Origin of the sequence: Streptomyces sp. CBMA29, assembly GCF_014596445.1 — a bacterium.
Lineage (GTDB): Bacteria > Actinomycetota > Actinomycetes > Streptomycetales > Streptomycetaceae > Actinacidiphila.
In genome coordinates, this window is sequence record NZ_MECL01000090.1 from 1 (window position 1) to 12,549 (window position 12,549).

Here is a 12,549-nt window from a genome sequence, read left to right on the forward strand (position 1 = left end):
TCCGAGGCGCGCGGCCAGCTCACCGACTCCGGCGACAGCCTGGTCTTCACCACCCTGCCGGTCAGCGGCGAGACCAAACCCGCCGACACCATCACCTACGCGCCGGTCGCGCTGTCCGCCGCCGTGACCGGCGACGCCCCCGAACAGCCCCTGGCCGGAACGGACTTCCGCGCCGGGCACACCGTCCCGGTCGAGGACGAGGACCTGTGCCCCGACGACGCGGTCCCCGACGGCCCCGCCTTCGAGGTGATCTTCCTGCTGGAGGCCGCCGACCCCGCCGTCACCGCGCTGCGGGCCCGGCTCGACGCCCTCGGCGACTCCCTCGTCGTCGTCGGCGGCGACGGGCTCTTCCATGTGCACGTCCACGTGGACGACGTCGGCGCCGCCATCGAGGCGGGCATCGAGGCCGGCCGCCCGTACCGCATCCGCGTCACCCACTTCGCCGACCAGACCCGGCCGCGCACCGAACCGGCGCACCGCGCCGTCGTCGCGGTCGTCCGCGGCGACGGCCTGTCCGCGCTGTGCGCCCGCGCCGGAGCCACCGTCGTCGCCGTCCGCCCCGGCGAGCAGCCCGCCAGCGGCGAGATCGCCGCCGCCATCCGCCGCGCCCACGCCCTCGAGGTCGTCCTGCTGCCCAACGACCGCGACCTGCGGCACGCGGCGGGCGCCGCCGCGGAACAGGCCCGCGCCGACGGCGTCCGGGTCGCCCTCATCCCCACCCGCTCCGCCGTCCAGGGCCTCGCCGCCCTCGCCGTCCACGAGCCCTCCCGGCGCTTCGACGAGGACGTCGTCGCCATGACCTCCGCCGCCGGAGCCACCCGCTACGCCGAACTCGCCGTCGCCGAGCACCGGTCCTGGACCTCGGCGGGCATCTGCCAGGCCGGCGACGTCCTCGGTCTCATCGACGGCGACGTCGCCGTCATCGGCACCACGCTCGCCGGTACCGCCACCGCCGTCCTGGACCGCATGCTCGCCGCCGGCGGTGAACTCGTCACCCTCATCCCGGGCCCCGACGCCCCCGCCGACCTCACCGCCCGGATCGAGTCCCACGTCCGCGAGGCCCACCTGGCGGTGGACACGGTGACCTACGAGGGCGGCCAGGGCACCTGCCCCCTCCTGGTGGGCGTCGAGTAACCCCCGCAGAGCGCCGCGCGGACCTGTCCGAGGGGGATTTGTCGGCGGGGTGCGCCAAGATGGATCCCGATGTCGAACCCCATGGACGATCCGCTGCGGAAAATCGTCGGTGACCGTACCGCGAAGGTGCTCGCCGACCACCTCGGGCTGCACACCGCGGGTGACCTGCTGCATCACTATCCGCGCAGGTACGCCGAGCGCGGGGAGCTGACACGGCTGGCGGATCTGCCGGTGGACGAGTACGTCACGGTGGTGGCGCAGATCGCGAAGGCGGACAAGCGGACGTACGGCCGCGGGTCCGGGGTGCGGCTCGAAGTCGTGGTGACCGACGGCAGCGGTTCGCTGACCCTGGTGTTCTTCAGCAAGGCGGCGCACGCGCACGCCCACCGGCTGATCCCGGGGCGGCGGGGGATGTTCTCGGGGAAGGTCTCGGTCTTCAACCGGACGCGCCAACTGGCCCACCCGGACTACCAGTTGCTGGACGCGGACGAGGGGGCGGAGAAGGACGCGCTGGACGCCTTCGCGAACCGGCTGATCCCGCTGTATCCGGCGTGCAAGCAGATCACCTCGTGGCGGATCGGGCAGGCGGTGGACACCGCGCTCAACTCGCTGACGGCGATCGGCTGGGAGGGCGTGGGGGAGCCGCTGCCCGCGGCGCTGCGCGAGGCGCGCGGGCTCGCGCCGCTGCCGGAGGCGCTGGAGCGGATCCACCGGCCGCGGACGAAGGCGGACATCGCGGCGGCCAGGGACCGGCTGAAGTGGGACGAGGCGTTCGTGCTCCAGGTGGCGCTGGCCCGCCGCAGGGCGGCGGACTCCGCGCTGCCCGCGGTGCCCAGGCGGCCGGGCGCGGACGGACTGCTGACGGCGTTCGACGCGAAGCTGCCGTTCACGCTGACCGACGGCCAGCGCAAGGTGTCGGGCGAGATCTTCGAGGACCTGGCGGCCGAGCACCCGATGCACCGGCTGTTGCAGGGCGAGGTCGGCTCGGGCAAGACGATGGTGGCGCTGCGGGCGATGCTCGGGGTGGTGGACGCGGGCGGCCAGGCGGCGATGCTCGCGCCGACCGAGGTGCTGGCCCAGCAGCACCACCGCTCCATCACCGAGATGATGGGCGAACTGGCCGAGTCCTCGGGCATGCTGGGCGGCTCGGACCTCGGCACGAAGGTCGTGCTGCTGACCGGTTCCATGGGGACGCCCGCCCGGCGGCAGGCGCTGCTCGACCTGGTGACGGGCGAGGCCGGGATCGTGATCGGCACGCACGCGCTGATCGAGGACAAGGTGAAGTTCCACGACCTGGGCCTGGTCGTGGTCGACGAACAGCACCGCTTCGGCGTCGAGCAGCGCGACGCGCTGCGCGCCAAGGCCGCCCAGCCGCCGCACCTGCTGGTGATGACGGCCACCCCGATCCCGCGCACCGTCGCGATGACGGTCTTCGGCGACCTGGAGACGTCCGTACTGGACCAACTGCCCGCCGGGCGCTCGCCGATCGCCACCCATGTCGTACCGGCGGCCGAGAAGCCGCACTTCCTCAGCCGCGCCTGGGAGCGGGTACGGGAGGAGGCCGAGGGCGGGCACCAGGCATACGTGGTGTGCCCGCGGATCGGCGACGAGGAGGAGGGCAAGGCGAGCGGCAAGGCCAAGGGAGCGAAAGCGGCCGAGAAGGAGAAGGAGCCGGGTCCCGACGACGACGAGCGCAGGCCGCCGCTGGCGGTGCTGGACGTCGCCGAGCAGATCGCCCGAGGGGCCCTGAGCGGGCTGCGCGTCGAGGTGCTGCACGGCCGGATGCAGCCGGACGCCAAGGACGACGTGATGCGCCGCTTCACCGCGGGCGAGGTGGACGTCCTGGTCGCCACCACGGTCATCGAGGTCGGGGTGAACGTGCCGAACGCCACCGCCATGGTGATCATGGACGCCGACCGCTTCGGCGTCTCGCAACTCCACCAGCTGCGCGGCCGGGTCGGCCGCGGCTCCGCGCCCGGCCTGTGCCTGCTGGTCTCCGAGGCGCCCGAGGCGACCCCGGCCCGGCTGCGCCTGGACGCGGTGGCCGGGACGCTGGACGGCTTCGCACTCTCCGAGATCGACCTCCAGCAGCGCCGCGAGGGCGACGTCCTCGGCCAGGCCCAGTCCGGCAGCCGCTCCTCGCTGCGGGTGCTCACCGTCATGGACGACCGCGACGTCATCGAGGCCGCCCGTGAGGAGGCCACCGCGGTCGTGGCCGCCGATCCCGAACTCACCGCGCACCCCGACCTCCGCAGCGCCCTGGACAGCCTGCTGGACGCGGACCGCGAGGAGTATCTGGAGAAGGGGTAGCCGGGCCGGGGCCCGTATCGTGGGGCGCGTCGGACCAGGTCCCCGCACCGGAAGTGAGTTCCATGACCCGCGTGATCGCCGGCGCCGCCGGGGGGCGGCGCCTCGCCGTACCGCCGGGCGACGGCACCAGGCCGACGTCCGACCGCGCCAAGGAGGGGCTGTTCTCCACCCTTCAGTCGCTGCGCGGCACGCTGGAGGGGGCCAGGGTGCTCGATCTCTACGCGGGCTCCGGCGCGGTCGGCCTCGAAGCGCTCTCGCGCGGCGCCGAGCACGTCCTGCTGGCCGAGGCCGAGCCGCGGGCCGCGCGGGTGATCAGGGAGAACGTGGCGGCGCTGAAACTGCCCGGCGCCGAGGTGCGCTCGGGCCGTGCGGAGAAGATCGTCGCGGGGCCGGCGCCGCGGCCGTACGACGTGGTCTTCCTCGACCCGCCGTACGACGTCGAGGGCGGCGAACTGCGGGAGATCCTGCTCACACTCCTGGCCAATGACTGGCTGACGGAGGAAGCGCTGGTCACCGTGGAGCGCAGGACCCGGGGCGGCGAATTCGGCTGGCCCCCGGGTTTCACGGGCCTGCGGTCCCGGCGGTACGGCGAGGCGACGCTTTGGTACGGTCGCGCCGCCCCGGTCACCGCCGGGTCATGAGCCCGCGCAGTCGGCATGAACCCGCACCATGAGCCGTAGCACCCGCCGTACGGAGAGCGAGGAACCACTCTTGCGCCGCGCCGTCTGTCCGGGGTCCTTCGACCCCATCACCAACGGACACCTCGACATCATCGCCCGCGCGTCACGGCTGTACGACACCGTGTACGTCGCCGTGATGATCAACCAGTCCAAGCAGGGCCTGTTCACCATCGAGGAGCGCATCGCGCTGATCGAGGAGGTCACGGGCGAGCTGGGCAACGTCAGGGTCGAGTCGTTCCACGGCCTGCTGGTGGACTTCTGCAAGCAGCGCGAGATCCCGGCCATCGTGAAGGGCCTGCGCGCGGTCAGCGACTTCGACTACGAGTTGCAGATGGCCCAGATGAACATCGGCCTCACCGGTGTCGAGACCCTCTTCGTCCCCACCAACCCCGCCTACAGCTTCCTGTCCTCCAGCCTGGTCAAGGAAGTCGCCCAATGGGGCGGCGACATCTCCCACTTGGTGCCGTCCCCCGTCCTCCACGCGCTCAAGCCCAAACTCCGACAGCGCTAGGCTTCCCCCCGTGGACGTCCAGAAGAAGCTCGATGAGATCGCGGCCACCGTGGCTAACGCCCGGTCGATGCCGATGTCGGCCTCCTGCGTGGTGAACCGTGCCGAGCTGCTCGCCATGCTCGACGAGGTCGCCGCCGCGCTTCCCGACTCCCTCTCCCAGGCGCAGGCGCTGCTCGGCGACCGGGAGACGATGGTCGGGGAGGCCCGAGCCGAAGCCCAGCGGATCATCGAGTCGGCACACGCCGAACGCGGATCGCTGGTCTCCGACACCCAGGTGGCCCGCCAGTCGCAGGACGAGGCGGAGCGGATCGTCGCCGAGGCGCGCCGCGAGGCCGCCGAGATCCGCGCCGAGGCCGACGACTACGTCGACAGCAAGCTCGCCAACTTCGAAGTGGTCCTCACCAAGACCATCGGCTCGGTCGACCGCGGCCGGGAGAAGCTGCTCGGCCACGACCCCAACGGCTACGACCAGGGCTACGACCAGACCGAGGAGGACGCGGACGCCCCCGAGCGCAGCGCCGACCCGGAGACGCTGCGCCGCCGCGCCGACGCGTACGTGGACGCCAAGCTGGGCGCCTTCGAGGCCGTCCTGAGCAAGACCCTGGAGGCCGTCGGCCGCGGGCGCCTGAAGCTCACCGGCCACAATCCGATCGACGACCTCGCCGCGCAGATGGCCGCGCAGGACGCCGCGGACGGCGAGCACGGCGGGCAGCGGCAGAGCGACGCCGACTACATGGCGGGCCTGGCCGCGCCCACGGCCCCCGAACAGGCCGGCCTGGCGCAGTACGGCTACGACCCGGCCCAGCAGCAGGCCGCCGCCGAGGCGGCTCCCGGCTACGGCTATCCGCAGCAGGACACCGCGTACCAGCAGGGCGGCTACCAGGGCGACGGCGGTTACCAGCCCGAGTACCAGCAGGCCGCCGCCGGCTCCGGCGACTACGTCGACTACGGCGCCCAGGCCCAGGACCCGTACGGCCAGCAGCAGCCCGCGTACCAGCAGGACCCGTCCGGCTACGGCTACGACCAGCAGCAGTACGACCAGCAGATCCCGTACCAGCAGCAGGGCTATCCGCAGCAGCAGGGGCAGCAGCCCGCGGCGCTGGACGAGACCAGCTTCTTCGACACCGGACTGATCGACCTCAACCGGCTGAGGGAGCTGGAGCAGGGCCGCTGAGGGCGCCGGCGGGAGCCTGTCGGCAGCCCCGGACAGGCTCCGTTTGGGTGCGGGCGGTGTGGTCCAGTATCCTGTCACTTCCAGCCGTGTGAATTCCCGGCGCTTTGGCCTGCCCGCCCGCAAGGGTCGCCCGCGAGGGCCGCGGGGCAGGCCGTACCGATGAAAGCAGGAAGCCCTGAACACCCGCCTCGACCACCGCAACCCACTCGTGTTCGACACACACGAGCTGGGCCGGCGTCCTGGTGCGATGAGGAAGGTCTCCCGCTCGGTGCCGGCCCCCAAGGACCTCGGCCTCGTCGATGTCATCGGGGTGCCGGAGGGCGCCACGGTCGAGCTGGACCTCCGCCTGGAGTCGGTCATGGAGGGTGTGCTGGTCACCGGCACCGCCCATGCACCGGTCACGGGGGAGTGCGTAAGGTGTCTGGAGCCCGTCGAGCGTGAGCTGGACGCGGAATTCCAGGAGATGTTCTCCTACCCCGACGCCGACACCAGGACCGCCCGCAAGGACGAAGCCGGTGACGACGCCGAGGACGAGGACGCGTTTGAACTCGAGGACGATCTCTTCGACCTCGAACCCGTACTGCGCGACGCGGTAGTGCTCGCACTGCCGTCGCAGCCGGTGTGCCGGGAGGACTGCGAAGGGCTGTGCTCCGAATGCGGAGTTCGCCTCGCGGACGACCCGGACCACCACCACGAGGTCACCGACATCCGGTGGGCGGCCTTGAAGGATCTCAACAAGGATTTCGGTACCGACCAGGGTGCCGACGAGAACCAGGAGAAGTAGCCGTGGCTGTTCCGAAGCGGAAGATGTCGCGCAGCAACACGCGCCACCGCCGTTCGCAGTGGAAGGCTGCGCCCGTGAGCCTGGTGGCGTGCGAGCGCTGCCACGAGCCGAAGCTCCAGCACATCGCGTGCCCGAGCTGCGGCACGTACAACCGCCGTCAGGTCATCGACGTCTGATCGGCAGGTGACAGGCTCCATGTCAGACGCCTCAGCGCCACAGTCGGCCACGGCGGACAAAGCCTCGTCCCCCACGCTTCTGGAAGGGCGGCTCGGGTACACCCTCGAGCCCGCCCTTCTGGTGCGTGCGCTGACCCACCGCTCGTACGCGTACGAGAACGGCGGGCTGCCCACCAACGAGCGGCTGGAGTTCCTCGGGGACTCCGTGCTCGGCCTGGTGGTCACCGACACCCTCTACCGCACCCACCCCGACCTGCCCGAGGGCCAACTGGCCAAGCTGCGGGCCGCGGTGGTCAACTCACGTGCCCTGGCGGGCGTGAGCCGCGGGCTCGACCTCGGCGCGTTCATCCGCCTGGGCCGGGGCGAAGAGGGCACCGGCGGCCGGGACAAGGCATCCATCCTCGCGGACACCCTGGAGGCCGTCATCGGCGCGGTCTATCTCGACCAGGGGCTCGAAGCGGCCTCCGAGCTGGTGCACCGGCTCTTCGACCCGCTCATCGAGCAGTCCTCCAACCTCGGTGCGGGACTGGACTGGAAGACCAGCCTCCAGGAACTCACCGCAGCCGAAGGGCTCGGCGTTCCCGAGTACGTGGTCACCGAATCAGGACCCGACCACGAGAAGACCTTCACGGCTGCCGCCCGCGTCAGTGGCGTCGAGTACGGCACCGGCACCGGCCGCAGCAAGAAGGAAGCCGAGCAGCAGGCGGCGGAGTCCGCCTGGCGCTCCATCCGCGAAGCCGCCGCCTCAGCGGCGAGCTGACGGGTGAGTTGTGCCCCGTCAGGGGCGCGAGGAACGGCGCGATCAGCCCCCACCGGGCCGATGGTCCGAAGGCAACCCATCTGCCCCGCTGGGGCCGGTGGTGATCTGCGGCCGGGTCATGGGCCGAGCGCGCAGTTCCCCGCGCCCCTTCGGGGGCGTACCCACTTCCGTGGAAAGAAGGAAAGCCGTGCCGGAACTGCCGGAGGTGGAGGTCGTCCGGCGCGGACTCTCGCGCTGGGTCTCGGGCCGCATCGTCGAGACGGCCACCGTTTTCCATCCGCGGGCGGTACGGCGGCATGTGGCCGGGCCCGAGGACTTCGCGGCGCGGCTCAAAGGCGCGGCGATGGGCGAGGCGCACCGCAGGGGCAAGTATCTCTGGCTGCCGGTCACCGAAGACCAGTCGCTGATGGCCCATCTGGGGATGAGCGGTCAGCTCCTGGTGCAGCCGGAAACCGCGGCGGCGGAGACCCACCTGCGGATCCGTATCCGTTTCCAGGACACCCTCGGCACCGAACTGCGCTTCGTCGACCAGCGCACCTTCGGCGGGCTGTCCGTGCACGAGGTGGTGCCGGGCGCGGCGGACGGCCTCCCGGCGGTCCTGGCGCACATCGCGCGCGACCCGCTGGACGACGCCTTCGACGAGGACGCCTTCCACACGGCGCTGCGCCGCAAGCGCACCACGATCAAGCGGGCACTGCTCGACCAGTCGCTGATCAGCGGGGTCGGCAACATCTACGCCGACGAGGCGCTGTGGCGCACGCGGCTGCACTACGAGCGGCCGACGGCGTCGATGACCAGGCCGCGTACGGCGGAGCTGGTCACGCACATCCGCGAGGTGATGGGCGACGCGCTCGCGGTGGGCGGCACCAGCTTCGACAGCCTGTACGTCAATGTGAACGGTGAATCGGGTTACTTCGACCGGTCGCTGGACGCGTACGGCCGTGAGGACGAGCCCTGTCGCCGCTGCGGCACACCGATCAGGCGCCGGCCGTGGATGAACAGGTCGAGCTACTTCTGCCCGCGCTGTCAGCCGGTGCCGCGCTCCGCGTCGTAGCGCTCGCGCGCGGCCAGCACCTCGGGCATCCGGCCCTCGACCAGCGCGATCAGCGACAGCAGGCGCGTGGCGGTCTCCCGGCCGAGCGGGGTGAGCCGGTATTCGACGTGCGGCGGATTCGTCGGCCGCGCGTCCCTGACGACCAGGCCGTCGCGCTCCAGCGCGTGCAGCGTCTGCGACAGCATCTTCTCGCTGACCCCGTCCACGCGGCGGCGCAGCGCGTTGAACCGCAGCGTGTCCTCGTAGAGCGCGCCCAGCGTCAGGCTGCCCCACCGCCCGGTGACATGCTCCAGCGTCCCGCGCGACGGGCAGGACCGCGCGAAGACGTCGAAGGCGAGCCTGCCGTCGTCCTTCACGGTGGTCCCGGCACTCTCCGCCGTCCGGTCGCTGTCTGCCATACGCCCAGCGTACCCCCGCACAGCGCGCACTCCAGGAGTGCGCGATCCGCCGGTGAGCGCCCTGGCCGGGGCGGCCCCGGCGGCCTCAGAAGCCGAAGTCCTGGGTCCACCAGGGGCCGCCGCTGCCGTAGTGGATGCCGACGCCGAGGGTCTTGTAGTCGCAGTTGAGGATGTTGGCGCGGTGGCCGGGGCTGTTCATCCAGGCGTCCATGACGGCCTGGGCGGTGGCCTGGCCGCGGGCGATGTTCTCGCCGCCGAGGTTGGTGATGCCCAGGGCCTTGGCGCGGTCCCAGGGGGTCTTGCCGTCGGGGTCGGTGTGGTCGAAGAAGCCGCGGGCGGCCATGTCCTCGCTGAACGCCTGGGCGAGGCCGTCGAGGGAGGAACTGGCGGTGAGCGGGGAGCAGCCCGCGCTCGCGCGCTGGGTGTTGACCAGGGAGAGGATCGCGGCGCGGGCCGCCGTGACGGCGTCGGTGGAGGCCGGGGCGGCGGTCGTGGGCGGCTGGGTGCGGGCCGCGGTGGTGGTCGGCACCGGGGTGGTGGGCGCGGCCGTCGTACGGGTCGGCGTGGGGGCGGCGGCCGGGCTGGTGGCCGTACGGGACGGCGTCGCCGTGTTCGACCGCATCGTGCCCGGCTTCGACGGCGTACCGGAGGACGGGGTGCCGGGGGAGCCGGTGGTCTGCCCGGGGGTCGGCGCCGTGCTGTCGCCCAGCGGCGAGGGCATGTCGCTGCCGTCGGGCGAGGTGTCCGCCGGGCCGTCGGCCTGCGTGTGGCCCGCGTCGCCCTGGCGGTAGTCGAGGCCGGCGGTGAGGCCGCTGAGCATCCCGGAGGACGCGGCGACCGCGCCCACGGCCATCGCGGCCGACGTGGCGAGCAGTCCGGTACGGACCGGGTGGTGCTTACGGCGCCCGCGGTGCGAGCGGGGTCCCGTCTCCGGCGCTGCCGGTTGCGCATGACGGCTGTGACGGCCCATCCTTCGCGCTCCTCTGGTCGGCTCGGTTCTGGCGGCCCGGTTCGGCGGATTAACCCGAACGGGTGACCCCGTTGTCGGGTGACTGTAGCGAATGACGCCGCCCGCCGATGTGCTGCCGATCCAACTGGCGGGATAGCGTGCGGACATGAACGAAGATGTCCGGCTCACCGCGTGGGTGCGCGGACGCGTCCAGGGCGTCGGCTTCCGGTGGTGGACCCGGGCCACTGCCCTGGAACTGGGCGGCCTCGCCGGTTACGCGGGCAATCTCGGCGACGGCCGGGTCCAGGTCGTGGCCGAGGGCACGCGTGAACAGTGCGAGCGGCTGCTGGAGTGGCTGCACCGCGGGGACACGCCCGGCCGGGTCGACGGAGTGACCGAGATCTGGGGCCGGCCACGGGGCGGATACGAAGGTTTCGAAATCCGCTGAGCAATTTGGTTGCCATACGACGATCGTCGTGTCAGGCTGCCCCCATCGAGCATGATCCCTATGCCACGCGGGCAGCCCGCGGCGCCGTCAGCGCCGTGTTTTCTGAGGCGCACCCGACGACTGGGCTGTGATCGTGTTGACCGTCCCGTTATTTGGTGAGACTCTGGAAGCCCCGCGCATCGTGACTCCAGGATTGTTCAGCGGCGGTCACGGCACTCACCCTGCGCGGGCGAGCAACCCTCACCCACGACCCAAACCGCATTCGGTCGGTCACTCAGCGTGGAGGACCATCCATCATGGCAAAGGCGCTTCTCGGTTACGTCGGCGGTCCCGACCCGCGACTTCTCGCCGAGATGCGAAGGCTCCAGCAGCGCGTTCAGGATCTGGAATCCGAGCTTGTCCGGATGCAGGCCGAGAACGACGCTCTGACTGTCGCATCGCACGAAGAGTCGCTGCTCAGCAGCATCGACGTATCTCGCGCGGAGCCCGTGCTCGCCTGAACCGGTCCTCGGCCCGGACAGGTGTCCCCGGACACCGCCTGAGAATCTGCAGAATCCGCGAGGGACGCTTCGGCGTCCCTTTCGTCATTCCGCGCGCTGTCCCCTCGCCCCTGCTCCCCACCCGCTCCCCGCCTGGACGATCGCTTCTTAACGCATGATGTGCCCTGCGTCTTCCTCGGTGAAACCGAGGACGACGAGTAGAGTCGACCGGCGTGCATCTCAAGAGCCTCACGCTGCGCGGTTTCAAGTCGTTCGCCTCGGCGACGACCCTGCGCTTCGAACCCGGAATCACCTGCGTCGTCGGCCCCAACGGGTCCGGCAAGTCCAATGTGGTGGACGCGCTGTCCTGGGTCATGGGCGAGCAGGGGGCCAAGTCGCTGCGCGGCGGCAAGATGGAGGACGTCATCTTCGCCGGCACCACGGGCCGCCCCCCGCTGGGCCGCGCCGAGGTGTCCCTGACCATCGACAACAGCGACGGCGTCCTGCCGATCGAGTACGCCGAGGTCACCATCACGCGGATCATGTTCCGCAACGGCGGCAGTGAGTACCAGCTCAACGGCGACACCTGCCGCCTGCTGGACATCCAGGAACTCCTGTCCGACTCCGGCATCGGCCGCGAGATGCACGTCATCGTCGGCCAGGGCCAGCTCGACTCCGTGCTGCACGCCGACCCGATGGGCCGCCGCGCCTTCATCGAGGAGGCCGCGGGTGTGCTCAAGCACCGCAAGCGCAAGGAGAAGGCGCTGCGGAAACTGGACGCGATGCAGGCCAATCTCGCCCGGGTGACGGACCTCACCGGTGAGCTGCGCCGCCAGCTCAAACCGCTCGGCCGCCAGGCCCAGGTCGCCCGCCGCGCCGCCGTCATCCAGGCCGACCTGCGCGACGCCCGGCTGCGGCTGCTCGCTGACGACCTGGTCACGCTGCGGGAGGCGCTGAGCGCCGAGGTCGCCGACGAGGCCGCGCTCAAGGAGCGCCGCGACGCCGTCGAGGCGGAACTGGCCGCCGCCGTGCAGCGCGAGGCCCGCCTGGAGGAACAGGTACGCGCCCTGTCGCCGCGGCTGGCCGACGCGCAGGCCACCTGGTACGCGCTGTCCCAGCTCGCCGAACGCGTACGCGGCACGGTCGGCCTTGCCGAGCAGCGGCACCGGCACGCCACGTCCCAGCCCGCCGAGGAGCGGCGCGGCCGGGACCCGGAGGACATGGAACGCGAGGCCGCCCGCATCCGCGAGCAGGAGGCCGAGCTGTCCGAGGCGCTGGACGCGGCCCAGCGCGCCCTGGACGACACCGTCGACCACCGCGCGGAGCTGGAGCGCCGGCTCGCCGAGGAGGAGGCCCGGCTCAGGACCGCTGCCCGCGCCATCGCCGACCGCCGTGAGGGCCTGGCCCGGTTGCACGCCCAGGTCAACGCGGCCCGCTCCAAGGCCGCCTCCGCCGAGGCCGAGATCGGCCGCCTCGCCGCCGCCCGCGACGAGGCCCGGGACCGGGCGGAGTCCGCGCAGGGCGAGTACGAGGAACTGCGCGCGCAGGTCGAGGGCCTGGACGCGGACGACTCGGAGCTGGAGGAGCGGTTCCAGGCCGCGCGCCGCGAACAGGCCGCGGCGGAGGAGGCGTTCAGCGCCGCACGCGAGGCCGCCACCGCTGCGGAGCGCCGCCGCGCCGCCGTCGCCGCCC

13 protein-coding genes and 1 pseudogene are annotated in these 12,549 nt (G+C 72.0%); 12 read left to right on the plus strand and 2 right to left on the minus strand.

Going from position 1 to position 12,549, the window contains the following annotated elements:
- From BGM09_RS13840 to mutM, 9 genes and pseudogenes are all read left to right on the plus strand, one after another.
- Positions 1-1,134 (plus strand): annotated as a pseudogene (locus BGM09_RS13840) (dihydroxyacetone kinase); the annotation flags it as partial.
- Positions 1,135-1,203: 69 nt separating this feature from the next.
- A complete protein-coding gene (recG, locus tag BGM09_RS13845) occupies positions 1,204-3,444 on the plus strand; it encodes an ATP-dependent DNA helicase RecG (protein ID WP_188281851.1) in 2,241 nt (746 codons plus the stop codon).
- 62 nt (positions 3,445-3,506) lie between these two features.
- On the plus strand, positions 3,507-4,085 hold the full coding sequence (rsmD, locus tag BGM09_RS13850; RefSeq protein WP_188281852.1) for a 16S rRNA (guanine(966)-N(2))-methyltransferase RsmD: 579 nt from the start codon (positions 3,507-3,509) through the stop codon (positions 4,083-4,085).
- A gap of 70 nt (positions 4,086-4,155) precedes the next feature.
- Entirely contained in the window at positions 4,156-4,635 is a 480-nt protein-coding gene (gene coaD / locus BGM09_RS13855; RefSeq protein ID WP_188281864.1) for a pantetheine-phosphate adenylyltransferase, read from the plus strand.
- A 10-nt stretch (positions 4,636-4,645) separates the two neighbouring features.
- On the plus strand, positions 4,646-5,809 hold the full coding sequence (locus tag BGM09_RS13860; protein WP_188281853.1) for an ATP synthase F0 subunit B: 1,164 nt from the start codon (positions 4,646-4,648) through the stop codon (positions 5,807-5,809).
- Between the two features lie 175 nt (positions 5,810-5,984).
- Complete coding sequence (locus BGM09_RS13865) at positions 5,985-6,593, plus strand: YceD family protein (RefSeq protein ID WP_223186859.1); 609 nt, start codon at positions 5,985-5,987, stop codon at positions 6,591-6,593.
- Between the two features lie 2 nt (positions 6,594-6,595).
- Positions 6,596-6,769, plus strand: coding sequence for a 50S ribosomal protein L32 (gene rpmF / locus BGM09_RS13870; protein ID WP_188281855.1), 174 nt, complete (start codon positions 6,596-6,598; stop codon positions 6,767-6,769).
- Between the two features lie 19 nt (positions 6,770-6,788).
- Positions 6,789-7,529, plus strand: coding sequence for a ribonuclease III (gene rnc / locus BGM09_RS13875; RefSeq protein WP_188281856.1), 741 nt, complete (start codon positions 6,789-6,791; stop codon positions 7,527-7,529).
- 187 nt (positions 7,530-7,716) lie between these two features.
- Positions 7,717-8,583 carry a bifunctional DNA-formamidopyrimidine glycosylase/DNA-(apurinic or apyrimidinic site) lyase gene (gene mutM, locus BGM09_RS13880; protein WP_188281857.1) on the plus strand — a complete coding sequence of 289 codons (867 nt, stop codon included), beginning with the start codon at positions 7,717-7,719 and terminating at the stop codon, positions 8,581-8,583.
- Here mutM and BGM09_RS13885 read toward each other — a convergent pair.
- Positions 8,556-8,981 (minus strand): winged helix-turn-helix transcriptional regulator, encoded by a 426-nt coding sequence (locus BGM09_RS13885; RefSeq protein WP_188281858.1) that lies wholly within the window; start codon positions 8,979-8,981, stop codon positions 8,556-8,558. The genes mutM and BGM09_RS13885 overlap by 28 nt on opposite strands.
- A gap of 85 nt (positions 8,982-9,066) precedes the next feature.
- Positions 9,067-9,951 carry a CAP domain-containing protein gene (locus BGM09_RS13890; protein WP_188281859.1) on the minus strand — a complete coding sequence of 295 codons (885 nt, stop codon included), beginning with the start codon at positions 9,949-9,951 and terminating at the stop codon, positions 9,067-9,069.
- Positions 9,952-10,096: 145 nt separating this feature from the next.
- Between BGM09_RS13890 and BGM09_RS13895 the strand changes: the two genes are divergently transcribed.
- The 3 genes from BGM09_RS13895 to BGM09_RS13905 form a co-directional block, all read left to right on the plus strand.
- Entirely contained in the window at positions 10,097-10,378 is a 282-nt protein-coding gene (locus BGM09_RS13895; RefSeq protein ID WP_188281860.1) for an acylphosphatase, read from the plus strand.
- 296 nt (positions 10,379-10,674) lie between these two features.
- The gene (locus BGM09_RS13900) at positions 10,675-10,878 is read left to right on the plus strand and encodes a hypothetical protein (protein WP_188281861.1); all 204 of its coding nucleotides are present in this window, start codon (positions 10,675-10,677) and stop codon (positions 10,876-10,878) included.
- Between the two features lie 212 nt (positions 10,879-11,090).
- A partial coding sequence (locus BGM09_RS13905; protein WP_188281862.1) for a chromosome segregation SMC family protein occupies positions 11,091-12,549 on the plus strand: 1,459 nt, incomplete at its 3' end.